This is a genomic window from Microbulbifer sp. CNSA002 (genome assembly GCF_047324085.1).
GTDB lineage: Bacteria > Pseudomonadota > Gammaproteobacteria > Pseudomonadales > Cellvibrionaceae > Microbulbifer.
The window spans coordinates 2,155,835-2,180,624 of sequence record NZ_CP172449.1 but is presented as its reverse complement, the minus strand read 5'-3'; the positions used below and the strand labels follow the sequence as shown (position 1 = coordinate 2,180,624).

The following is a 24,790-nucleotide window of genomic DNA, read 5'->3' as shown; positions in this document are numbered from 1 at the left end:
CCGAGCCTCCATAATCCCAGAAACCTACATGTTCTTTTCAAGGAAACTGATGATCGACCCAAAAATAGCTCTATGGTGCTCACTATCAGTAGGACCATGAGCCATTTCTGGATATAGTTTCCACTCATAGTCCTTATCAAACTTACTTAACATCATATTCATGCGATACATATGTTCAACATCAACAGTTTCATCCTTCTCACCATGAATAATAAATACAGGCCTTTGAAGGTTTTGTGCCAGATATACTGGTGAAATGTCCTTCAGTTTGCCATAGTCTTTAACAGTATCTCCAACATTCTCCAGCAGCCACTTACTTTGAGCCTCAGTTGCATAGGGTGAGTTCAGGTAGAGGTTAACATCTGTGACACCGGCCACACTGACTGCACAGCGGAACAATTGCTGGTGTTTGATAGCCATCATTAGTGCAGCATATCCACCATAACTCATTCCAACAGAACAAATTTCCGAAGACAAAATATCGCTTCGGTCACTTACCACCTTTGTTGCTTGAAATATATCTTCAAGCATTAAGTTACCCCACTGCTGAACACCCGCTTCTTCCAGCTCAGTTGAATAACCACTCGATCCTCGATAATTTACCCTTAAAACGGCATAATTATTCGCCACAAAGAACTGTGTATAGTAGTCAAAATACTGATGGTCAAAAACGCCAAGAGGACCACCATGTGGCATAACTATAAGAGGGAATGGCCCGTTACCTTTTGGCATGGTCAATATATAGGGAATATCCAATCCCTCCACTTTAACCTGGTCGTGGTATTGGCGACTCTCAAGTTGATCATTTAAATGTGGAAATTTTGAGGCCACTAGCTGGTCAATTTTCTGATTTTTCCTGTTAAGGAAATAACGTCCTGGCTGGCCGTGGCTCTCACTATAGTAAAGCTCTATAGTACTATCGAGGCTTCTTCCTACTGTTGTTTTCAGTAGACTCTCCATGCCATTTTTTTCTTGTCTATCCTCATCAATATATTGATATTCTAACCGTCCATTATGAACGACTTTTACACCAATCAACTCCCCTGTCGATTGCTCTATTATCAGATCGATAATATCGTAGCTATCAGATCGATAAACTATGCTCTGTTCTCCACTAGTGAAATTGCAGCGGTAAACTACCCGATCTTTCTCCGAATTAGTATCTAAACAAAAGTAAGTTCCAGACTCCGAACTTATAGATACCGGTATAAGGATTCCATGCTCTGCTCCGGGGGCGGGCTCCTCTTCCAACTCTTCTTCAGACCAACTCTTTATTGGGGCGGTAGAGTGTCCATCAACAATTTTACTCAAATGAAGCTTGCTGTCATTGAAAAACAAAACTGACTTTGCCTGCCCTGATGGATCAAAAAACCAGCGTATCGCATACCCTTCAACTGAAGCCACTTCATTCTGAACTGTAAACTGGCCTCCATCTTTTCGTAAAAGTTTACTTGCTTTCTGCTTAAATCGGTTCAGCTTAGATACGTCAATACTGTATACCTTGGAGTAAATCCCACTTTTTGCATACAGAAAATGGCCCGGCCTGTTTGGCAACGCATGGACCAACCATCCTGGTGTTTTTACCTCAAATATTTCTGGAGGCTGGCCTTCGGAGCCTGAGACATCAAGCACTAATAGTCGATAAGCAGGCTTGGTATCTAATAAATTTTTAACACCCTTCTTGACTTCCTTAAACTGGGCAACAAGATACTTTGGGCCAACCCAACGGATAAATTGAATTGATGCATCCCTGGATGTCAATGTTTCGAGATCAATCAGGGTATGACTAGACCCATCTTCACGACTCCAAATATCTAACTTTTGACTAGCATCACTCTGCTTAATGGACGCTACCAATCTTCCATCTGGACTGACTTGTGCTGTTATAGTATCAATCGATTTAAAGTAGCTTTCTGCTGGCATTGCTACTACTGGACCAATTTTCACCAGAATGCACAACAAAACCAATAAAGTCCCTCGAAAAAAAACAATCATTGGTTTATCTCCAAAGGACTTAACCAACTTTGCAAGAATTCATCTTGCACTCCCGCACCAGATACTAGAGGATACAACTCAGTTAATGAATTTATAGCTTCTTGAATTCCATCTAAATCTGTTGCTATTCGATTTTTGAAATAGACTTCTACTGTATCTGACTTTCTTTGCTTACCTATAAACAAGCTACCAATATAATTTGTTTTTTTAGCTTCCACATGAAAACGCCAAGTACGCTGCTTAGCAGTATCTAGTTTGTAGGGGAGATTGAAGTAAGGTGCATTTATTTGGGTAATTTGGTACAGGCCAGCTGGGACTGTCATCAGGTAAAAACCTTCGGACTTATCCTTGAGGCTGACTTTATAACGACCTTTCTTTCGCAGTTTATATTTTTGCCCACTCAGCAGGTATTTATTTCCATTAGCGTACATCTTAGCAAACTCAATTGAGGGCGCAGTACCTCCTACATCTAGCTTAACCAAAACATACCCACGCCCGCCCTCTAACTCAGGTGGACTATCATAGGGTACCAATGATAGCGTCCGAGCAATTACTGATTCAGACACAAGGATTGCCGCAAATATTATGCCTTTAAGAAGAGTATCTACTCCACTTACCTGATAGCCTACCGGCATCACGCTTCTAAAATTTAGTGTCAAAATAACACTTCCATATGTTTATTTATAAATGAGTGACAACGTTTTGAATACTATCTCAGAGCCAAATGCAATACAATTGGCAAGCTTTGGTCCAAATTATGGAGAATAATATGTCAGGGATGAACCCTCTCAGGTACGTTAAGTCTTGCCCACTTCTTTTAGCAGTCTGTTTATTATTTCTACAAGGTTGTGCGGGGCAAGTTAATATGCTACCAACATTGAAAGAAGACGTCCCTATTAGCGAACAAGATGGAATTGTTGTCGCTCGAATCATTAACGCCTCTGGAGTTGCCCTGCCGTTTAATCAACTCACAATTAACCCGGAAAACTTGAACGAGTCTAAATCCATAAAACCGGAACGTCTCCTTGCGGATCGACCAAAGCTAAATGGTACAACGGTATTTGCCTCTTCTGTCAAACCAGGGAATTACTCTATTAGTAGTATTCGGGCGTTCTATTCAAACGGTAATGGATGGTACAGCCGTTTCGTAAGTGCAGATGAGAAGCTGGGGACCTTTTCAGTTACGCAGGGTGAGGTCACTGATCTTGGTACTTTGATCTATTATCCAAAGCCACAAGGTGACAGATACCTTGACCTTTTGATTCGCGCGCCTGAATCAAAAGAAGGGGAGGTAATTGCAAAGCACTTTCCATTCATAAAATACGATCCTCAATCAATCAACGGGTGGCATATCGATGAAAATGATGAAGAGCGTGAGTCAGCTTATATATCCATTGCACAGAATCCTCTGACATACAGCGAAGAGTATATTTCTCCTGATAATTCCATCTACTTTCTTGGAAAGGTCGGCGTATTTATGAAACGTACTCCCGACGGGGGATGGGAGCTTGATGCTGTTGACACCAATCATGAACTAACGGCTATCGCCCAAAACAATCATGGTGATCTAGTTGTCGGGGGGAGTGAAGGCGCTCTATTCTGGCGCTCTGCTAAAGGGGATTGGCTAGACATATCATTGGAGCATGATACTCACATTGAAAACCTGAGACTTCTAGATACAGGAGAGATAGAACTTCTAGTTACTCGCGACTTTGAAGTGAATATTTTTAGGGGAGTAGTATCAAATTCACAAGTAAAGTGGAAACTTTTGAATCAATACTCCTCAAGATCAGGTCAAGGATGGGAGCATATTGCAGAAGTAAAAATAGGGGAAATGAAAGCCCACACCAAAAGTGACCAACATATATACAATACAACTATTTTTGAATTCAACGGCCAGAATTACATAACTGTCCGTGAGCAATCAACGTATGGAAGTATTATATTTTCGCCAATCAACAGCGAAATCTTCATCTATGATCCTGAAAGTTGGATGATCGAAAAAACAGTAGATGATTTTGACCTAAATGCAATTGTTGACGCAGGCGCAGTTCAGTTAGGTGTCGAGGAAGCTGGCTTCTGGTCCTGGACAGGAAAGCCAACCTATTACAAAATTGATAAAAATGGCAACCAGGATAAAATAACTACATATATTAAAGAATGTAAAGAGAGTAAATCTTCCAGAAATCGCTGTATAAATAGAAATTTCACATTTCGATCCGTTCCCTGGTTCTCAACTGACAATGAAGCCGTTGCGATTGTTGGTTTTTCACAAAGTAACTTTTCCGGTAGGAATCGTGAAACAGAAACCAGAATCTTAACAACAACGGATGGCGGAAAAAGCTGGATATCTACAGACAATAAACCACCTACAGACTATTGTACCTCTATAGTTCCTCTGGTTGCCGATCGTTTATTAGTTTCCTGCGATGGTGCCAATGGTGATTTCTATGAATCGACAGACTTAGGGGCCAGTTGGAACCAGGTAAGACAACAAGATAATTTCTAGAAAAAATCAGGTGGATACAAACATCCAATGTATCCACCTTATTTTGGCTATAAAATCTACTAAAGAATGGTCTCACTACAATAGAAAAAATAGTTATTTATAGCTCAAATCTCTGTAAATCTTGCAGTAAAATGCCGTAGAACTTGTGGCTCATACTCGAAAGCTAACCCCCGCAATTCATTGGCCCGCGAGCTAAGTTCGATAATCGCATCTGCTACATAATCCATATGATCATTTGTATAGACTCTACGTGGAATAGTAAGCCGCATTAATTCTAGATCTGCTTTCTTTTGTTCACCGGTATTCGGGTCCCGCCCAAGAAGTAAAGAGCCAATTTCCACAGCCCTGATTCCCGCTTCTAGATACAGCGCATTGGTTAACACCTGTGCCGGAAACTGCTCTGATGGAATATGGGGAAGAATCTTCGATGCATCTACAAAAACCGCATGCCCACCTGTGGGATATTGAATGGGTACTCCAGCAGATCTCAATCGCTCTCCCAGATAGGCCACTTGGCCAATTCGGTAGTTCAAATAGCTCTCATCGGCAGCCTCATAGAGCCCCCGGGCCAGCGCTTCCATATCGCGACCAGCCATCCCTCCATAGGTCACAAAACCCTCCATAGGGACACAGCGGGTTTGTACGGCTTGAAACAGTTCCTCATTGTTTCGAATACAACAAAGGCCACCAATATTTACCATAGGGTCTTTTTTTGCGGACATTGTTAACATGTCCCCATATTGATACATCTCGCGAATAATTTCTAAAATCGATTTTTCTTGATACCCCTCTTCCCTCTGCTTTATAAAGTAAGCATTCTCGCAATATCGAGCTGAATCAATTACCACTGGGATATCATACTTAGTAGCAATTTCATAAACTGCCTGCATATTTTTCATGGACACAGGCTGACCACCAGAACTGTTACAGGTCACAGTAGTTATAATCGCACAGATATTGTGGCTTCCGTGCTCCTCAATAGTGGAAACCAGGCGTTGTAAATCAAAGTTACCTTTCCAGTCGTATGCTGTCGTGGTATCAAAAGCACGTTTATCCACCACATTAATTGCTTTTCCTCCATTTAACTCTATATGCCCTGCAGTAGTATCAAAATGATAATTTGAAATAAATACAGGCTCCGTCCCTCCACGCACTTGACGCATACGCTCAATCAGAGCAGGAAACAAAATTTGTTCTGCCCCTCGCCCCTGATGTGTAGGAACAACCAATTTATACCCAAAAAAATGCTCTACTGCATTGCACAAATTGTAGTAGTTTCGGCTACCGGCATAGGACTCATCACCAAGCATCAAACCCGCCCATTGATTATCACTCATTGCACCAGTGCCTGAATCTGTCAATAGGTCAATATAGACATCATCACTGCGCAGTAAAAACGGATTTAATCCAGCCTTATTGAGTGCAACCTCCCTATCTTTATAGGTTGTCATCTTGATCGGCTCAACCATTTTTATACGGAAGGGTTCAGGGATTCGCTTCATCACAATTATCCTAACAATACCTGCCATACTGCAGGCAATAACAATCCAATTATTATAAGTAAAGTAATTAGCATAAGAGAAACAGGACTGAATTATATTTTAATTAAAGTTAAGTCCTGTAAAACATCTAAAAACTGCAGAAACACATCAACGGGATATTGTTCCCTACTGAGATTCAGGCTCCTCTGTCAAAAATGATTGTCAAGTATTCCACTTCTTAACTTATGGTACAATAGGCTGCATTATCTATATGGCTTTTTCAGTCACTTGAGTGAACTTATTATTGGGTTCTTAGGTTCACATTTCTTGTGACCGGAAGCCACTCTAGATTTCCCAAGTATCGAGATAAAAGATTATCTAATGACAACTTAGCTCACATTTTAAACATTGATGAACAGAGGTCCCAGAATAGAAACATCTAACTTATAAATGAGGCAGAAGATACTAATTGGATCAGAGCTTATCAATTAGTGATGCTTCTGCCCCACGTCATCTCTCTTAGTTACCTTCTAATTTTGAGAGGTAAAACTGAAAAGCACGATGTGCCACTTGATGACCTATCGCCTGCCCTGCAGGTACTGAAGGCTCAAAGTGTACACCTCCCCATACACGACTGTTACCACAGTCCTCTTCAAATGAAGTCCAGGTAGGGAAATATAGATTCAAGTCAGTTTGTGGTGTTACACCAGGCTCAATCTGGGAGCTGCCAGACAGCGCAGTTACAGAATATCCCAAAGTATCGCCTTGAGGTAAAAACAAGCGGCTTGTCTCGGCATGCGCAGCACAAAAGCTAGCTGATGCGGAGGGATACTCGGGATGATCAGCTACAGGCAGATAGCTAGTCCACTGACTGGCGGGTAAATCATCCACAGTTCCCTTTCCAGCGCCCCCCCAAGCCGTTACAGGTTCATCCTTATAGATATACCGAACAGCAGAAAAAGGTCTTACTGAGTTATGGCGACGCTTTTCCTTCCAAATAGCAATTGCAGTATCAAAAGCTGCCATATTAGTTAGGAAGTCATAGTGTATGAAATCCATCAGGGATAAACCTTGAGATTCAGATGCAAAAACGGCAGCGAAGCCTAAGCTGAATATCTTCATATCAAATAGTTCAGCTTTCATCTTCTGCTCATCAGTTAAATTCGCTGATGTAGCCAATACATCATTTACTTGCGCTACGTAACTGGGATAGTTCCAAATTTTGGATTTAATTGGTATCGGTGAAGTGAACTCATCAGGAGATTCGTAGCTGTAGGGCGTAGTCAATGCAATTTGAGGAGTTACGAACTGCTGAACCCGAAATACGCCTGGTCGCTCCATTAAAACTGCCGGCTGCCATTTTGATGGAAAACGCAGCTTGTAGGCAGAATTAGCGGGTTTAAAGTCCGTATAATCGGCATAAGGCAAGCGATGATAAAGCTGGTTACCTTCATTACCTAACTGATTCATCCCATCATTGACACGTCCTTCCAGAACTTTTCTACCAGCATAATTTCCTATACCAATTGGTGTGGACGTATCTTCTGAAATATTTTCAGGATCTAACCCTAGCTCAATTAGCATATCATCCCATTCAGATACCAAATGGGGAAATAAACCACTTAGTACTTTGTGGGAAGCATAGGTCAATGCAATATTTAACTCAGTATTATCTGTCGGCTCTGTCATTCGACTAATATCTGAGTAAACGCCCTTTGCTGTCGGATGATAAGGTGCTGTTGCATCAAACCAGGAGTTAGTGATAAGCGTTGTAAAACGGAGTACCAACGTCGCATCATTTGCGGCCGGAGACACTTCGAAGATTGCACAGGCTGCAGCTGGGATTATATTTTGTACCGCAACATTACAAGTTCCTAGCTCTTCAGAGCTACATTTTGGAGGCAATGAAACGTCCTCTAACTGAGGACAACTGATGGCCTGCGCTTGCCAACTTGCTGACACAAACACTAATCCTATAATACTTTTTAAAGCTTTTTTATAAGTTACATCTTTTAGCATTGGATTTTCCTTTTTGCTATATCCATGTGACCAGTGTAGCATCCTAACTACCGACCACTTTCTAATGATAAACACCTAAAAACACTTTAAAACAGACTGCTCGCTTCCCCCATTTCAATTGTAAATGACCATAATTCCTGACATTCTTTTAGTGCCGACAGCACTTGTATTATCAGAATCTAAAATTCAAAACCAACAATTAAGGCAAGCTAATGAAATTACTTGCAAAGTAATTACTTGTAAAGATACCAGCTCACAGAAACAGTAATTTTTTGAGATTCAAATTATTGGCGAGCCCTTTTAAAAAGACAACAATCCATTTTTTCTTTTAACAAACTGCAAAGTCAAAAAAGTTACACCTTAGCGAATATTTTTTGGATTAAAAGGGGCGTCATCCCAGCATATATTTTCTATAAACACGAGCTACCCCAACACAGATAGTGATAAAAGTGCTGGTCAGGCAGTACTTAATACTATAAATCCAACACATTTCCATTCAATTACCTAAATTACACTTTCTACTGATATCGGATTTAATTGTCTTATTTTATGAGCACCCAAATAATTAAAGCCCACTTAACCCAAATACAGATAGCGTGGAGCTGCCATCATTGCCATATATAACAGTACCAGCTATTTGATTTTATTCTACTAGAATTGTATTCGCTAGAAAATTACAGGCACTTACCTGACATTTCTTGAACAAATACACTGAGTCGATCTGAACAACAAACTATCCCCTCAAAGGGAGTAAAAATAATTAGCGAGAAGAGCTTTATGAACGACAGCCTCATACTTTAGTGCCATCCCTGGCAGCACAATGTACTGCTAAACGAAGCCATAAAGGTGAAAATATTACATACACATCTGAAAGGCTCTGGAAGAATCGCTTATAGCAATTTCCAGAAATAAGCCAACCAACAGTGGATTGGATTCAGCTTAATCAAGAAATATTATCTTTCGAGTGCGGGCAGCGTTAAATCTAGGAAAAATAATTTCACTCTAACTTGCAATACTTAACATCTTTTCGACACACCACAACTTTTATACCAACTTAAAATAACAAACATTTAAAATGCTCTTCCAAGAGCTGTGTACCAATTTTTACCTGCAAGCATCTTACCCGCCTCCATTAGGTACTGAACATCTTTAGTATCTATATATTTCTGACAAATATTGCCTATTTCACTATTTTTCAATTTGTCTGAAAGCTTATCCCAATCACTTGGGTCATTGTGAACCAGGGAGTAAAAAGCAAATGCTATTGTTCGCCAGTCTTCTCTATTATCTATTAGCTGATCAAGGCTCTTTTTCATGAATAATTCTCTTAGTAAATACTAAAATCATGTGCAGATTTAACTATAGCGATAATTATCTTCACATTTTTTACTCGCTAATATCACCGTAAACGGCGAAGCACACTATGCCGAACACAGTGCGCCCAGAGGCATGGAACACTCTTTATAGGTATCGCAATCAAATTTTTATAATTCACACACCATCAATATACAACCTCCATCATGTGGAATTAGCTTATGTGGCTCCAATTTAATACTCTTAATACTAGTAAAACCACTGTGTTTATAAAGATTGATAGCCGCTGGATTATCAGAAAATACGATAAGACTTAGTTCACTGTAGCCTTCACAAATAGCTTTGCTCTTCGTTCGCTTCAGTAAAGCTTTGCCAATGCCCGTGCCCCTGTATTTTTCATCAACGCCCATAGCATCCAGAAAATAACTCCCCTCAACCCTGCTGGAATAGAATTCACGGAACCTCTCTAAGCGATCCGCCGGCAGAAAATTTATTAGCTCATCAGTTATACAGTGGAACTGCGCGGGATATGAAAGTGCCATGCCGACAATTTCATGATCAGATTCTGCAACAATGCAGCTACGGAACGTATATGGATATTTATCTTGCTTTAATCCATCAGATAATAATTGCATAGCTGACATGCCAGGCACTAGATCATGAAATAGGTATTCCACCACTCCCCCGGAGGCCATATAGTCAAGCTCTGCAATACGGTGGCTATCATCCTTTTTTCCTTGCCTGTATTTCATAATCATCCCATATCCTAAGACATTATTCTTAGATACATATTCAACCGATCCGATAAGCCGAGCTTGATAGGCCCGGCAAAGGCCGAAAGATTTTACCAATAATCTTTATCCCAACAGTTAGCCTGAAGACTCATATTCAGCTTGCACTGGCTTTCGGACAAAAGATCCTAGTATTTCTACGGTCAATATTGCCCCCCTGTCATAGTGAACTATTAGTCCAGGCTCTATTTGTCGTCGCTCTAGAGCCATATTCAATGTTCGACATGTCAATTCATCAGTCATCTGCGAGTCAATGCCCAACCTACAATACGTCGATCCACATCAAAGCAACACTTAAGTATGTTGGCGGCGACATTAATGCTCCCCTCTACGGACTGGCTATATTGAAAGCCTTTGCCGTTTCTTGCCTTAATATACTCCTGATGCATAAGCTTAGCGACGTAGTTCCGTGAGCATGGCTCACCTAACTCTGAAGCTCGCAAGCGATTCTAGGTGCGCCATAACGGCCTTTAAGCTCAGTAAACGTCTCTCTGATTTTCTTGATTGTTCGTATCTTTCTAATCGTTCGAGCAGACGGCAACCGCCTCCGCCATCGATAATAACCCGATCTTGAGACTTCTAAACACCAACACATCAAGCTAACCGGGAATGACCCTACATGCTCTTGTATCAGTGCGTACTTTACTCTTGGTGGTTCGCAAAGTACGCAGCTGCCTTTTTTAGAAGCTCAACCTCCTGACGAGCTTCATGCAGCTCCTTCTTGAGCCTGGGAACTTCAGCGCTTTCTTGTTTGGAATAGTCAACACCGTCTAAACTATTGAACTGCTTATCAGATAGTCGATTAAATTGGCGACGCCAGTTGTAGATCTGCTGTGCGCTGACGCCTAGCTCTCGCGCCGCAAAAGCCGTTGTTGCTCCAGGCTTTTTGCTCTCTTAACTGCTTCTCTGCGGAACTCCTCCGTATACGCCTGAGCTCTTTTCTTACCTATGATACACCTCCGTGTTAGGCCTAAACCTAATATACAGGGTGTCTACTAAACGTGGGGAAGTCTTGCCCTTTACGCCCCATGATTTGGCAAAGAATTAACTTTAGATGTTTGTGATACAAGAAAAGAAATAAATAATATGACCCCACAGAATACTATGGGGTTATATTGACCCAAAATAGCTTATTCTAGCTTCGCAACTCATAACCAAAATAATTTAACAGCCCGCCCTCTGGCTTTAGCCTTTGACTGATATAGTCAATTTCGCTACCCGTTAATAAAGATATTTGCCGTTCATTCTGGTTTGATATTGGCTGTGGCTTATAGTCCTTAACTTTTAAGTTGGCATTGGGATCGATCGAATCTGTTACGCCATCAGGTACTGCTAGCTTATCAATGATTAAAAGTGGTTCTCGGCAAAACTCTTCATACGTTACAAGAGGAGCATTAAGAGATGAAATTAATTCTTTTATTTTTACACTTCTCATGACCCATGCCGATGTTAATTTATCTAGAATAACTTTGCGCTCATCCTGACCAAGATTGTCCGTATCATGATGACGATAAAGAATACTTGCACAGTTAGCATAAGGATCCCGGTTATTCGCTATAAACGAATAGCTCTTAAATTGAGAAGCTATTTGTTTCATTCTCATCATATTTGGAGGAGACTTTTCTATGACCACCTCAATATTTTGGGTAAGCTTCTTAATAGCTTGATACTTATTTAACCAAGTCGCCTTTACAGATAAGTAATTTATATCCTTATCTGCGTTCCACCTATCTTTCTCGCACATACCGGGGATCAGCCATTGCCCTTCCCCCCGGGGTTGCAAGATCATTGTTTTATGGCTTGTATTTATTAAATTCGCTAGTGCAGTTGAACCAGAATAAGGTGGAGTTATAATAAACAGAAAATGTGGTTGGTCATTCTCATCAAATTTCGGTATTGGCCATTTATCTTGTTTAGATTGGAAGCTCATCTGTATCCTTATTTATCTTTTGCGACTATTGTCAGCACAGCAATTCTGTGAACCGCTCTAGATCGGTTAGATAGCAGCTACTATCGATATCTTATTTTGAATATGGTAGTAACTAGATTACTGCATTGTACCACATTCAAGAATGTTCTCTTATCCCTCTTTCTATCAACACCCTATAATAAGTGGGCTTTAGCAGAAGGATATACTCTCAATTTGATCTTATATTGATCAGATTGAGCAAAAAATACGCAGCGTCAGTGTGAGGAGCTCTACGGCAGTTTTCTTGTGGGCTTATAATATGATTGCGTTTACTGTTTACAACTACCTATAATTGATGCAACCATCTATCTATTCGCATCAAATGTAGCTTGTTATCCTTCTTTAAGGCGCCCCTACCGATAGCCTTAAGCAATTTCTTTTTACTTCAGGATCAACTTGGTATTAGTTCACGTATAACTTTCAAAACTGAAGACAAAAATCAAATGTCGGCTGTAAAGATCCGTGAGAATAAAGGTATCTCATCCCAGTAATACTCAGGTAGCGGCCGAGCTTGTCTACATTATGCCTCAACAGTAAATATTGATTAGCTGTTGATTTCCATAATCTGCCAAGGCTTGGACAAGTGGCATAACTATTTGCGACTATAAATAGCTATTGCACTCACAATCGAATAATGCTGAGCTCATAAATTTTCACGAAAAATTCTTCATAAAATTTGCAACACTAAAAATGGTATCCTGTGGTTAACATTCTCTATAGCGCAAAAGCGCGGAAATAGGCCCCCACCTGCTGGAAATAAAACTATAGAAATCAAATGATCCCAGAAATTATAGCTATACCGTTTATACTGTAGTTTCCAAACCAATATTCCAGATTTTTGCTCTTTCAGGTACGCTTCCGAGTTTTTTTGAAAATTATTCTCCTTTTTTAATTTTTCAGCCAGCTTTCTTAGGCGTTTTATTTCTTTATTATCAGCCTAATGCTGAGGTCTCGTTGTCTTCGCCATACTTATTCTACGACTGGGTTTCTCAACCAGCTTACCTTCTCTGCTTTCCTGTCGCCATCTACACACTATTAATAGATGCAGGCCAATGATGTTGGCGAAAGTAGTCGCATCTACTTTCAGTTGAGTATTCAACAACACATATTTCACTCAATATTTTCGATATTTTTTCTTATCCTATTCAAAAGGTAGGCGCCTACTCAATGGGGGAAAGTTTCCAGAGGTCCAGCCGTAGGCGTTCATTGACCAACTTGTTAGGCTTGCGATCTATCATAAGACATTATTGCTACAAGTTTAGAGTTGGGTTGGGTAGAAAGAGTTATAACCCATTGCTCTATTAATTTGGCTCCACGAAATATCTTGTATGAAGTGGTTTCCAGTGGGCCAGATTTAGAAACGATTTCTTTTTTATAGCTGAAGCCTGACCCTTCAGGAGGTAACCATGCCTCCAGGCTGGCCATAAGTTTCTCTGGGCTACCTTGATGAATAAAGACTGAACACAACCCTCTATCTTGAGCAGCAATAGCGAAATTGCCATGCTCATTTTTAGAAACCCAAGCTTTTCCTTTGTGGCCTTGTAGATATTGGTTAGCGAGCCCCCTTTTAGCTTCGGTGAACCCCATTTCTTTGGCTTGGCTTTCTACTTTGGCAGGCTGAGCATGAGTAACAACACAGGCACCCATATAAAGTTGAATTGGATATGACTTGCGAAGAGCCAATGATTCAGCACTATCTTGAGATGCTTGCGATACGGAAGAGATAATAGAGATCAAAAGAGCTGCGAAATATTTCATCATCTCTCTCATGTTTTAGAGCCTAACGCCCCGCACAGGGGCAGACAAATAAGCGTAACGTTTTGGCTGCCCCAGCGGTCGAAGGAAGCGATTGCTGCGGCTTGTATGGTAGTTCTTGATCGATTCTGATGTTGAAAATCCTTTTCGCTAACGGGTAAATTGAGACCCACCTTCGGCGGCCACCGAAGGCCTTGTTTGTCACAGTTCGTTGCTGCGCCGGTTTATAAAGACCGTTAACAAGTAGGAACGTGACAGACACTCACTAGGCATAACTCGGATAGTCATGTGGGCCTCGAGCCCGAATAGCAAGGCGGAGATAGCTTATCTTATGGAACCTCAAGAGATCAATGTCGGTATCGATACCAGCAGTAAACAACTCGATATTTATGTGAGACCTACTGGCCAGTTTTTTAGTGTTGCCAATGATAAAAGTGGCATTAAGGATGCCATTAAACAACTTCAACCCCTTAAACCTCAAAGAGTATTAATAGAGTCTACGGGAAGACTCGAGTTAGAGTTTGTTTGCGCCGCCGACAAAGCAGGATTACCTATTGTTGTTTGCAATCCTTCTCAGATAAGAAGCTTCGCTAAATCCGCAGGGCGCCTCGCCAAAACCGACAAGCTAGATGCAATGGATATTGCACATTTTGGTGAGGCCATGAAGCCAAGGCTGTCGGTACTAAAGCCAGAAAAGCTTAGGGAGATCAGTGACTTACTGGCGGTAAGAAGTCAGTGTTTAGAGATGAGCACAATGCAAAAGAATCGGCTTCAGAGAATGCCGAAATCAGTACACAAACCTATACAGACCATTCTAAACACCATCAAAAAAGAGCTACAAGGTATCGACAAGCAACTGGATAAACTGGTTAACAGTGTGTCTGAGTGGCGGCAAAGGCGCGACCTATTGTTGAGTGCTAAAGGGGTCGGAAATGTATTGGCTTATACGTTGATGAGTGAACTTCCCGAGCTAGGAAAATTGAACCGTAAAGAAATCGCTGCACTTGTCGGTATCGCCCCGATGAACCGTGATAGCGGCAGCTTCCAGGGAAAGAGATATGTTCGGGGTGGAAGGCATCGTGTACGTACGGTTCTGTTTGTTTCCATTATGTCGGCCATACAACATCATCCCAAATTAAAGCCGATGTATAAGCGATTAGTCGACGCTGGCAAACCTAAAAAGGTCGCTCTGATTGCCTGCATGAGAAAGCAGATTACGATTCTGAATACGATGGTGAAAAATAACACCTACTGGGATGAAAATATGGCTTAATAACTTGACGAACAACCATAGTCACTTGTTATAAGTCATTTATAGAAATTGTAGCACCACAATGTATGCAACCTACCCTACCTGAAAACCAGTGGAACACAACAGACGACCAGCTTTTGTGTATAGAGGCAGGATGAACTCCTTGCGTACCCTGAATGGTTAAACACTTGTTGCAATTCGGGCAACGCACCCAAAGCGCCAATACAAAATGAATAATTGCAAACAAGAAAAAACCGCCAAAGATCAAATAGTAGATGGGCATCTCATAAGTAACGTCGAAGTAACCAAGAACAAAGGATAAAATCATACCTCCAAGAAACAACCAAGCTATATATGTGGCTATTGCATTCAGCTTTCCGAGCACAAAACTCTCCAAGATTAATAACGCTCGTAGCACGAGCAAAATTGAAGCGCAGTACCAACTTTGTCGGTGTGCCTACGCTTGTTAAGTATTTGGCACATTGTTTAGTTACTACCTCCATCACCGCCACAATCGCCTGATGAATACTCACCGGGCTCTCTGTCCGCATAAGCATCACTTTTGGTACTAAACATTTCAGGAAACGATAATAGAACGAGTGGTATACCGACACCAAACCCCAAGAAAATTATAGGTACTCGCCACCTGACTTCTTCTCCTGTTTTGAATTGTTCTGCAACGTCTATTACTCCAGAGATGAAGAGAATGAATGCCAATATGAAAAATATTCCTCTAGTTACAGATTGCATATTCACCTCCTTTAAACACTGGTCTTGCCCACAAAAAGTAGACACTCTAACTATGCGTATTTTCGTTCATACTCTGCTGGACTTACATAGCCCAATGCAGAGTGCCAACGAACCCTATTGTAGAAAATCTCAATGTATTCAAACACCTCAGATTTTGCTTGCTCTTCGCTTTCGAATGTTACGGCATAGACCAGCTCGACTTTTAGCCTGCTAAAGAATGATTCCATTGCCGCATTATCCCAACAGTTAGCCTGGCGACTCATACTCGGCTTGCACTTGCTTTCGGACAAGAGATCCTGGTATTTCTGCGATCGATATTGCACACCCCTGTCAGAGCGAACTAGCGGTCCAGGCTTTATTGGTTGTCGCTCTAGGGCCATTTTCAATGCTCAACGTGTCAATTCATCGGTCATCTGAGAGTCAAATGCCCAACCTACAATACGTCGAGAGTACAGATCCATAACTACCGCGAGGTATAGCCACCTCTCCAGAACCCAGATATACGTAATATCACTAGTCCAGCGGCAATTGGGTCGATCCATATCAAAGCAACGTTTAAGTAAGTTGGCGGAAACGTTAATGCTCCCCTCTACGGGCTGACTATATCGAAAGCCTTTGCCGTTTCTCGCTTTAATATGCTCCTGTTGCATAAGCTTAGCGACGTAGTTCCACGAGCATGGCTCACCTAACTCTTGAAGCTCGCAAGCAATTCTAGGCGCGCCATAACGACCTTTAAATTCAACAAACGTCTCTCGGATTTTCTCGATTGTTCGTATCTTTCTAATCGTGCGAGCAGATGGCAACCGCCCCCGCCATCGATAATAACCCGATCTTGAGACTTCTAAACACCGACACATCAAGCTAACCGGGAATGACCCTACATGCTCTTGTATCAGTGCGTACTTTACTCTTGGTGGTTCGCAAAGTACGCAGCTGCCTTTTTTAGAAACTCAACCTCCTGACGAGCTTCATGCAGCTCCTTCTTGAGCTTGCGAACTTCAGCGCTTTCTTGTTTGGAATAGTCAACACCGTCTAAACTATTGAACTGCTTATCAGACAGTCGATTAAATTGACGACGCCAGTTGTAGATCTGCTGTGCGCTGACGCCTAGCTCTCGCGCCACAGAAGCCGTTGTTGCTCCAGGCTTTTCCGCTCTCTTAACTGCTTCTCTGCGGAACTCCTCCGTATACACCTGAGTTCTTTTCTTACCCATGATACACCTCCGTGTTAAGCTTAAACCTGACTATACAGGGTGTCTACTAAACGTGGGTAAGTCTTAGCTCTAACGCCAAGCTCACCCGTGGAGACGCGACAGCGCCGGAGTCGGGTGCAGCGCCTGGTTATGAGCTTTATTTAATGTCAACAATTTTAGGCTCATCGTCATATATCAACTCTATACATGATGAAGACCATTCACCATTGCGCTTAGTTACCTTCACAGAGTGAATCACATTCGGCTCTATAAGGCTCTGAACAACAAGCATCTCTGATGAATCAGGATAAATAGCATGCTGCGTGATGCTGCCCCTTTTACCGTACTCAATTTTGTTTGAATAGTTTGGAGTTTTGACACTTAAATAGGAAACGCTGTCATTATCGACATTGATATGTTCCCTGTGATCCAGATATCGTTCAACACCATCTTTCTCGTAAGTCTCGCCATGCTCTAGCTCGTCATAGAACCTATCAAATGGGATTTGAACCATCTTGCATGTCGGATCTTGAAAGGTTTGGAAAGTGATCTCAATCATTCTCGATGCCCTAGCGCATAACGCCTTTGTCATTTGCGTTTTGGTTGTAGTGGAGTTTTGGCGTACAGTGGCGAAGCCACGCCAAAGCGGAGCGTAGACCAAAACGTCAAATGGACAAACTTGTTATGCGTGTCGAAGACGGCAGAGATCACGAAAGCCTACAAAGAGTAAAAATAGACTAAGCAAACCAACTGCACTTGGAAATACAACCCTACCAGATAAAGATTGAAACTTACTCAATACGTTAACGTTACCGATGTTCAAGGAAACCAATTGGTTGCTACTGTCGAATGCTTGATAGTAGCTAATTGCTACCTCCGAACCCTTAACTATGGATTTAGACACATCTTCACTCCAAAACCCTGCATAGCGGAACTGCTTACCGTCTATAGATACCAACACAGTATCGCTACCCTTACCTCCAGGCCTCAGACGCGCGCTCTCAACTATTCCATGAGTTGATTCTATATCTTCAGATAGCGGAAAGTCTGCTAGTAAAAAAATACTCAATGATAGAAACAATCCGCCAACGAGAATTGCAGCCCATCCAATGAAAGTTGAAGGATTATCTAGTCGTTCAATCATTCTTACGTATAACGCCCGCAACAGGGGCGACCAACGCCATGCACGTTTTGTGCGAAACCGGAAGCGCAGCGACCCGCACAAAATGTGCATGGCGTTGGGCGTCCCGCGGAGGCCCGAAGGGCCGTAGCAAACTGCTTGCGCTTGTTAGGCATTCGCTCGCTTCATCCGAAACAGTTGCCATAACTTTAATCCGCCCACTGCAAACATCACGTTTAAAGCGAGCGTTACTGCCAGACTAGAGACAGTTATACAACCAGACGCCCCACCTAGATACCAAAGCATTGCGATAGGCCAGGGAATAACGGCAGCGGCACCACAAATTAAAGTGCTCGGCAAAAACCAAACTGCAACTAGAAACACTCGAAGTCGGTTATGGTTTCGTCTACCTAACTCCCACCAAAATACATACCCTAAAATCAACCAAATACAGTACAAAACATACAACCCAGACTGTATTGCGTACGCACCAATAGCTACAGGATATATAAGCAGGCCAACTAAATAAACTATGAGAATTTCCGCCAAACTTCCCCCCAATGCCTAACAGCTATATAGTAATCATTCTGACCACTACTATCCTGATTGTTATCTCAGAATCAATTTCTACGCCAAAGCCTAAATTTTTATTTAAAACCATAGACTTAAAGCATCCTGATACGTCCGTACAAACTGGAAAAACGATCACTTTGACTACTATCTCAATTTTAACGCTAGTCCGTAACCCCTTTATTTCATTATTGTTTTTGGGTTTATCTTCTTGTTCTCCAATATCACGGTCAATATGATCGTAAATCCCTAAGCTATCACTCGCCAACTTTTACAGGCTGGTATTGGTTGGGGAGTGGTTAAGGTAGCCAGCGTGACTCTGAATCACTCTGTAATATCTCTGCGGATCTTGAAGGCTAAAGATGTTAGGAGCAGTTCGCTGCGAATGGATGTAGCTCTTTACAAGCGTGAAAGCGGCCGTTTCTGGACACCCATAAAAGGTAGAGCTTAAGGCGTCACAGCTATTGACACAATACGGAAATCACAATAAAAAAACTGGATATTAAAACAGTTAAATCCATACCCGATGACCCAGCCTCGCCGCTCACAGATCTCACTTGATGCGACTCCGTACTATCACTGCGTCTCCCGCTGTGTACGCAGGGCGTTTCTTTGTGGAAGAGATGCTCTATTGGGGAGGGATTATGAGCACCGGCGCCAGTGGATTGAGACTGGGATGCAAAAGCTAGCTGCTATCTTTTCGTTGGATATCGCTGCCTACGCGGTAATGAGTAATCACTACCATGTGGTGCTCTATATTGATGCTAAAACGGCCAGAACTTGGTCTGATACTGAGGTCATTTTCCGCTGGCAGGAGCTATTTAAAGCTTCTAATTTGGCTCAGCGCTTTCTTCAGGGTGCCTCTCTGGAATGCAGTGAAAAGAACAAGCTTAAAGAGCTGATCGATCTGTGGCGAGAGCGATTAATGGATATCAGTTGGTTTATGCGCTGCCTAAACGAATCTATTGCTCGCCAAGCCAATGCAGAAGGCCGCTGTACTGGCCGTTTCTGGGAGGGCCGTTGCAAGTCTTAGGCGCTATTGGATGAAAGAGCCTTGGTTGCCTGCATGGCCTATGTCGATCTCAATCCTATCCGTGCCGATATTGCAAAAACCCCGGAGGACTCCGATCACACGTCCATTCAGCAGCGTGTTCGTGCTGTGATCTCAGGTGAGCAGCCCAAAGAGCTACTACCATTTGTGGGCGGCAAGCGCCTTAATATGCCGAAAGGGTTGCCCTTCCAATTGGATCACTATTTGGCGTTAGTAGACTGGAGTGGCCGGCATTTAGACCCCAAAAAGCGCGGTGCCATTTCTCAAAACGCTCCCCCTATCCTTGAGCGGTTGGAAATCTCAGCAAAACACTGGCTCTATCTTAATCGGAACTTTGAAAGCCGCTTTAAAGGCCTGGTGGGATCAGCAGAGGCCGTACGGCAGGCCTGTATTCGGCTCAATAAACACTGGGTACATGGCATAGGCGACTGCCAGCGTTTCCTATCTGCAATGCCCCACTAATTCCCTCCCAACCTTTCGATACTATTCCTTCTGGTTTGGCCAAAATCACGCAACTTTCAAACCTAAAACATAATTTTTCAGTATTTCACCTTGCCCTATACCTGATCAGGAGAAATGGCTGTCAAGGTGGAAGGCCTATACTATTTCCGATGTCATATTTCAATCTGTGGGTGTCCTAGTGTTGTTTAGTCGTGTATTGAAAGTTCACGTTCTTATCTGGAGAGATCTGTTTAGCTAACTGCTGTCTGCGTGGCCGCTAAGTCATAATTAGGCTCAACCCGCTAGCCCCGATTCAGCAAAACACTGGCTCTATCTCAATCGGAACTTTGAAAGCCGCTTTAAAGGCCTGGTGGGATCAGCAGAGGCCGTACGGCAAGCCTGTATTCAGCTCAATAAACGCTGGGTACATGGTATAGGCGACTGTCAACGTTTTCTTTCGGCAAGCCCTTCCTAATTCCCACCCCGCCTTTCGATACTATTCCTTCCGGCTTGGCCAAAATCACGCAATTTTTAAACCTAAAGCATAATTTTTCAGTATTTCACCTTGCTAGGAGAAATGGCCGTCAAGGTAGAAGGCTTGTACTATTTCCTGCGTCATTTTTCAATCTGTGGGTGTCCTAGTCTTGTTTATGCATAAATGGCAATTGGTAGAACCTGAATAGCAGGCCCATCAATCTCCATTTTTAATTCAGGGATGTCAAAGCCTTGCTTACTCCCCAGAGAACTCAGGTGTGTCATAGCTTGAAGCATTACTTCAGAAGGCATCTTGCTTAGTGCCGTTTTTCTAAGCAGATTGATAGAGTCAGATGAATCATCCACGCTTTTTACGACCTTCCCAATTATTTTAAACTGACCATCTACTAAGTCTGACATTAACGGATCATTTAAGAATCCTGTTTCTACTGTTACTACTGCGGTGTATGCACCCTTCAAGCTTGTTGAACTAAGATCAATAGTACTTCCCGCCTTGAGGGCACCAGAGAAGCGAACCATTTGCTGCCTGATTTTCTTGTACTCTGATTGCTCACTTGAGTTACGATTCCCTTTTTTTGGTTGGGGTTTATCCTCAAACGCCTCCGCAATATCCATCATTTCAGCAAAGCTATCTATGGTCTCTACAATTGGATTTCTTTTGAGAAATCCTTCAAATTCCACAAATTCACCAGCTTTAGGAAGTTCTTCCTCAGTTTCTTTGAGATATCCCTTTTCTAAAAGAAGATTCCTTAATTGAAAAAAGAGAGATGCTGGAGTGTGAACCCTCTCCTGTGATGATGTATTTGATCCTTCTGAACCTATAGTTTTTTCTTTTGAGCCAGAAAGATCTATTTTCAGAAGTGTGGAGAACGCTTCACTCAAACCAAAACCAGCAGATACCTTTTCACCGTCAATATTCCTATTAGACGAGGATTCAGTAACAGTGGTCACCGTACTAATTCCTCCCTGTAGCATTGCCAACAAATCAAAAACTAGTTTTTGATTGAGATATACAGGGACTATCAATCTATCCATGATGCTTCCTTTGATGCATAACGCCGCCAGCAGGGGACGAAAAACCAGAGTGAAGCGGCGGTTTTTTGGTCCCTCTGGCTGGATTTATTAGCCATTTACCAGGCCACAAAAACTTTTTTCACTCGTATTAAGGTGATCAAGATTAGAGTTTTTCTCAACAAACTCCTTGATCTGATCACAGTCTTTAAAGAAAGGCATTAGGTTCTTAAATCTAATTCTCTTTTCCATTTCAATGCCTCTTACTTTGTAATGCTCAATATCAACCTCACCTTCGTCATCTGTGACAAGATCAAATGGCTTGTCATGTACTATATAATTCCGGAGGTCAGCTAGGCTATCCGCGGTTTTTAATAACGCTGATATATCCGTTCGGTCATCATCAAGAACAACCAGTTTTTTCGCTAATTCAGATTTGGCGCTGATTCCTTTTTTAATCTTTCCAGTAATCTGGCCTGGGTGCTCAATTGCTAGAATTGCTACCATTTTATTATTGAGGTTTTCAGCGATAGCGTGATTTATAAGTGACTCAAGAGCAACAACCGACCACGCCATGAGCATACCAACTAGACTTGACTCCTTTTGGACATCATCCATAAGCGAAATATCAATATTCAGCTTTCCATCCTTCTTGATAATCTGAACATCATCACCTTGGGTAATCTCATTGTATTTTGAGGCTACCTCAAGCATTAGCTCGATCCTGAGCCAATGGTCTTCTACTGAACTATAAATCACAGAAAATTCTCATATATGGCTAACGCCCACATCAAAGGCCGACCGAAAGGGAGATCCAGCGCAATGAGGTGGAGCGTTTTTTGATGTGTTTGTTATGCATTTACCGAACTCCACGTTCTCTTAGAATCATGTGAATTTCTTTAAGTGCTGCTAACTGCCTTTGCTCGAACTCTGTTGTTTGGTCAGATTGAGCAAAAGTAGAAAATCCAGTTATTGCACCAACCGCACCTAGGAGAGTTGAGGCAATACTGTGCCCGCCATTGAATTGATACCAAACGTATGCCGCTACACAAAGGGTGGCAGAAAACAGAATAAATTTAAGGAATGCACCATTTTTTCTAGAGCGCTCCTTTTCTAGAACCTCTTGGCGATGGCGTTCTTCGTGGATTAACTCCTCATTTGAGCAATGAATCAGCAGCTTGTGCTCATTAGAGTTATCGTTAATAACGACATCACCATTGATGTCGCCAGAATTAAAATCTCTCACTTAATTCTCCATGTGTGATGCATTACGCTCACAATAACTGGCCGGAGCGAAGCGGAGGTCCGGCGGAAGCCACAAAGTGGCTGGAGCGAAGTTAATTGCCTTGTTATATTTCGTTCTCTTCACAGTAGCCGGCGATCTCAAGAACCAATTTTTCAGCGCGGCAATTCTTCGCAACGAATATTAAACCAGACCATGTATCCCACTCAATACTAAGTTTCATTCCTCGCTTATAGAAAGTCTGAAATGATTCGTCAGGTCCAAACACAGTTACTGAAATAGGAACTAACCCGAACTCTTTAGCGATCCGTTTCTTAGCTGGATTGTATTGCTCATACCAGCGATCTTCAATTTCATATGTCAGTTCGCCAGAAAAGTTTCTCAGGAGAACTCCTTTTTCGAATTTCTTTATGATTTCAGTTCGGTCTTTGTCGTTCATGGCGAAGAAATATAACGCCTCAATAACCGGCGCAGCTTAGCTGCGTCCGGCGACTGAAAGGAGTGAAGTTAATTGACTTGTTACATGCTTTATAAACCAAGCTTGTTCTCCATCGACAGAACATAAGAATATGGATTAGTTCTAATATCTCTTCTTTCTTGCATATACATTAGACTTCGAATTCCAATTGAAACGCCTGTGCCTGCCAATATAGCGGTAGTGCTTAAACCGCTAGCTAACGTAGTTCCGAGAATCGATGCCATTCCGCTTATGGTGAAATCACTTAAAACGTAGTTAACTTTCGCTCCCTTTAGTTGTGATTTTAAGCCCTTAATCTGTGGCTTTACTTTATCGGTATAAGCAACTTTTACTTGTTGGCGAAGTGCTTGAATATCTTCCACATCATCGCAATCTAGAACAGATTGGGTTATGCCTTGTAGTGCCCCTCGGAAAGCAGCTAGCTCATCTGAATGATTTGCCCTAAAGTTAAGAAGCTTGTCAATACGAACCGAGCCAGGGATGTATATACTTTCTATTGCAAGCTCAGCCAGCATTCCATCAACAAAATGCCTTGGCTCAGCTCTATACGGCTGCTGAAATCCTCTTTCTCTTTCAGGCAAGAAATAGAATATGTCTGCGCCACATGCAGGGCACTCGCCAGTATTTTTGATAGATTCTTGAGTGAATCTATCAAAGACTTCTTTGCATTTTGGACATTTAATAAATGTCTTATTTCTATTCGGCGAATAACCATCAACAGATAGTTTTGTGTTGAATTGATTATATATCTGGGAGTCGGCAACAGTAGAAAGATTATTCCGTTTCGCAATTCTATTTGCTAGTGCAGACATATAATATGCAGAAAATCTACTATCCATGCTCACAAAGCCATCATCATCAATTCTTGCAGAACCAATGGTATCCATCAAAAGATGGCTCATTTTACTTGAGTGTACCCGGCTATATCCTAACCTTAAGCTTCTTTGAAGTTGATGCGATAGTTTACTAGGATGGATTCTTGAATACTCATCACCGGAGGTCAGAACTCGCATGCCTTCTGGTGTAGATAAATATTGCATCGCTATATCTGAAGCTTCAATTACCTCTCGTGAAGAAGGAGTGACCTCAAAAGGCCTTAATATTCTCTCTTGCTCAAGAAGAGTGGCCACTTCGTTTTGATATGGAGACTGCATTCTGAAAGGAACAATTGTATTAATTTCGTCCCAATACAAAATAGCGGTCTTAACCCATGAATCGTCATGAATATCTATCCAAGGATAATATAAGGTTTTGTTAAACATCTATATGACATTCCTTTGGCATGTAACTCCTGCAGCACGGGCCGGAGCCGCAACGCGGCGGAGGTCCAGCAAATGCTTGCATTTGTGATCGT

The 24,790-nt window shown here is 42.0% G+C and carries 24 protein-coding genes; 4 read left to right on the top strand and 20 right to left on the bottom strand.

The window, feature by feature from the left end; translation table 11 throughout:
- Positions 1-24: 24 nt before the first annotated feature.
- Both ACG1BZ_RS09845 and ACG1BZ_RS09840 read right to left on the bottom strand, forming a co-directional pair.
- Complete coding sequence (locus ACG1BZ_RS09845) at positions 25-1,995, bottom strand: alpha/beta hydrolase family protein (protein WP_413665466.1); 1,971 nt, start codon at positions 1,993-1,995, stop codon at positions 25-27.
- Positions 1,992-2,654, bottom strand: a complete 663-nt coding sequence (locus ACG1BZ_RS09840; protein ID WP_413665465.1) for a hypothetical protein — start codon at positions 2,652-2,654, stop codon at positions 1,992-1,994. The genes ACG1BZ_RS09845 and ACG1BZ_RS09840 overlap by 4 nt, the downstream gene beginning before the upstream one ends.
- Before the next feature lie 110 nt (positions 2,655-2,764).
- Here ACG1BZ_RS09840 and ACG1BZ_RS09835 point away from each other — a divergent pair, with 110 nt between their 5' ends.
- The gene (locus ACG1BZ_RS09835) at positions 2,765-4,504 is read left to right on the top strand and encodes a WD40/YVTN/BNR-like repeat-containing protein (RefSeq protein ID WP_413665464.1); all 1,740 of its coding nucleotides are present in this window, start codon (positions 2,765-2,767) and stop codon (positions 4,502-4,504) included.
- A 104-nt stretch (positions 4,505-4,608) separates the two neighbouring features.
- On the opposite strand, the gene ACG1BZ_RS09830 is transcribed toward ACG1BZ_RS09835, so the two are convergent.
- The 7 genes from ACG1BZ_RS09830 to ACG1BZ_RS09800 all read right to left on the bottom strand — a co-directional run bounded on the left by ACG1BZ_RS09830 (position 4,609) and on the right by ACG1BZ_RS09800 (position 13,836).
- Positions 4,609-6,006 carry a tryptophanase gene (locus ACG1BZ_RS09830; RefSeq protein ID WP_413665463.1) on the bottom strand — a complete coding sequence of 466 codons (1,398 nt, stop codon included), beginning with the start codon at positions 6,004-6,006 and terminating at the stop codon, positions 4,609-4,611.
- A gap of 498 nt (positions 6,007-6,504) precedes the next feature.
- Positions 6,505-8,004, bottom strand: a complete 1,500-nt coding sequence (locus tag ACG1BZ_RS09825) for a vanadium-dependent haloperoxidase (protein WP_413665462.1) — start codon at positions 8,002-8,004, stop codon at positions 6,505-6,507.
- A 1,070-nt stretch (positions 8,005-9,074) separates the two neighbouring features.
- Positions 9,075-9,320, bottom strand: a complete 246-nt coding sequence (locus ACG1BZ_RS09820; RefSeq protein ID WP_413665461.1) for a hypothetical protein — start codon at positions 9,318-9,320, stop codon at positions 9,075-9,077.
- A 168-nt stretch (positions 9,321-9,488) separates the two neighbouring features.
- Complete coding sequence (locus tag ACG1BZ_RS09815; RefSeq protein WP_413665460.1) at positions 9,489-10,076, bottom strand: N-acetyltransferase family protein; 588 nt, start codon at positions 10,074-10,076, stop codon at positions 9,489-9,491.
- Between the two features lie 675 nt (positions 10,077-10,751).
- Complete coding sequence (locus ACG1BZ_RS09810) at positions 10,752-10,937, bottom strand: transposase (RefSeq protein ID WP_413665859.1); 186 nt, start codon at positions 10,935-10,937, stop codon at positions 10,752-10,754.
- 307 nt (positions 10,938-11,244) lie between these two features.
- Positions 11,245-12,039 (bottom strand): sulfotransferase family protein, encoded by a 795-nt coding sequence (locus ACG1BZ_RS09805; RefSeq protein ID WP_413665459.1) that lies wholly within the window; start codon positions 12,037-12,039, stop codon positions 11,245-11,247.
- 1,257 nt (positions 12,040-13,296) lie between these two features.
- Entirely contained in the window at positions 13,297-13,836 is a 540-nt protein-coding gene (locus ACG1BZ_RS09800) for an NMCC_0638 family (lipo)protein (RefSeq protein ID WP_413665458.1), read from the bottom strand.
- Between the two features lie 328 nt (positions 13,837-14,164).
- On the opposite strand from ACG1BZ_RS09800, the gene ACG1BZ_RS09795 reads away from it, so the two are divergent.
- A complete protein-coding gene (locus ACG1BZ_RS09795; RefSeq protein WP_413665457.1) occupies positions 14,165-15,106 on the top strand; it encodes an IS110 family transposase in 942 nt (313 codons plus the stop codon).
- A 465-nt stretch (positions 15,107-15,571) separates the two neighbouring features.
- Here the strand turns inward: ACG1BZ_RS09795 and ACG1BZ_RS09790 are convergent, their stop codons facing one another.
- The 6 genes from ACG1BZ_RS09790 to ACG1BZ_RS09765 form a co-directional block, all read right to left on the bottom strand.
- On the bottom strand, positions 15,572-15,835 hold the full coding sequence (locus tag ACG1BZ_RS09790; protein WP_413665456.1) for a hypothetical protein: 264 nt from the start codon (positions 15,833-15,835) through the stop codon (positions 15,572-15,574).
- Positions 15,836-15,885: 50 nt separating this feature from the next.
- Positions 15,886-16,125, bottom strand: coding sequence for a transposase (locus tag ACG1BZ_RS09785; protein ID WP_413665455.1), 240 nt, complete (start codon positions 16,123-16,125; stop codon positions 15,886-15,888).
- Between the two features lie 99 nt (positions 16,126-16,224).
- Entirely contained in the window at positions 16,225-16,728 is a 504-nt protein-coding gene (locus tag ACG1BZ_RS09780; RefSeq protein WP_413665858.1) for a DDE-type integrase/transposase/recombinase, read from the bottom strand.
- Positions 16,729-16,739: 11 nt separating this feature from the next.
- Complete coding sequence (locus ACG1BZ_RS09775) at positions 16,740-17,048, bottom strand: transposase (protein WP_413665454.1); 309 nt, start codon at positions 17,046-17,048, stop codon at positions 16,740-16,742.
- Positions 17,049-17,184: 136 nt separating this feature from the next.
- On the bottom strand, positions 17,185-17,586 hold the full coding sequence (locus tag ACG1BZ_RS09770) for a hypothetical protein (RefSeq protein ID WP_413665453.1): 402 nt from the start codon (positions 17,584-17,586) through the stop codon (positions 17,185-17,187).
- A 123-nt stretch (positions 17,587-17,709) separates the two neighbouring features.
- Entirely contained in the window at positions 17,710-18,171 is a 462-nt protein-coding gene (locus ACG1BZ_RS09765; RefSeq protein ID WP_413665452.1) for a hypothetical protein, read from the bottom strand.
- Positions 18,172-19,243: 1,072 nt separating this feature from the next.
- On the opposite strand from ACG1BZ_RS09765, the gene ACG1BZ_RS09760 reads away from it, so the two are divergent.
- Positions 19,244-19,750 (top strand): hypothetical protein, encoded by a 507-nt coding sequence (locus ACG1BZ_RS09760; RefSeq protein ID WP_413665451.1) that lies wholly within the window; start codon positions 19,244-19,246, stop codon positions 19,748-19,750.
- A gap of 6 nt (positions 19,751-19,756) precedes the next feature.
- On the top strand, positions 19,757-20,230 hold the full coding sequence (locus tag ACG1BZ_RS09755; RefSeq protein ID WP_413665450.1) for a hypothetical protein: 474 nt from the start codon (positions 19,757-19,759) through the stop codon (positions 20,228-20,230).
- Positions 20,231-20,857: 627 nt separating this feature from the next.
- Here the strand turns inward: ACG1BZ_RS09755 and ACG1BZ_RS09750 are convergent.
- The 5 genes from ACG1BZ_RS09750 to ACG1BZ_RS09730 all read right to left on the bottom strand — a co-directional run bounded on the left by ACG1BZ_RS09750 (position 20,858) and on the right by ACG1BZ_RS09730 (position 24,698).
- Positions 20,858-21,739: a hypothetical protein gene (locus ACG1BZ_RS09750; protein ID WP_413665449.1), complete on the bottom strand. Its 882-nt coding sequence runs from the start codon at positions 21,737-21,739 to the stop codon at positions 20,858-20,860.
- 87 nt (positions 21,740-21,826) lie between these two features.
- On the bottom strand, positions 21,827-22,429 hold the full coding sequence (locus tag ACG1BZ_RS09745; protein WP_413665448.1) for a hypothetical protein: 603 nt from the start codon (positions 22,427-22,429) through the stop codon (positions 21,827-21,829).
- A 145-nt stretch (positions 22,430-22,574) separates the two neighbouring features.
- Positions 22,575-22,961 (bottom strand): hypothetical protein, encoded by a 387-nt coding sequence (locus ACG1BZ_RS09740; protein ID WP_413665447.1) that lies wholly within the window; start codon positions 22,959-22,961, stop codon positions 22,575-22,577.
- A 103-nt stretch (positions 22,962-23,064) separates the two neighbouring features.
- Positions 23,065-23,397, bottom strand: a complete 333-nt coding sequence (locus ACG1BZ_RS09735) for a hypothetical protein (RefSeq protein ID WP_413665446.1) — start codon at positions 23,395-23,397, stop codon at positions 23,065-23,067.
- A gap of 89 nt (positions 23,398-23,486) precedes the next feature.
- Complete coding sequence (locus tag ACG1BZ_RS09730; RefSeq protein WP_413665445.1) at positions 23,487-24,698, bottom strand: hypothetical protein; 1,212 nt, start codon at positions 24,696-24,698, stop codon at positions 23,487-23,489.
- Between the last annotated feature and the right edge of the window lie 92 nt (positions 24,699-24,790).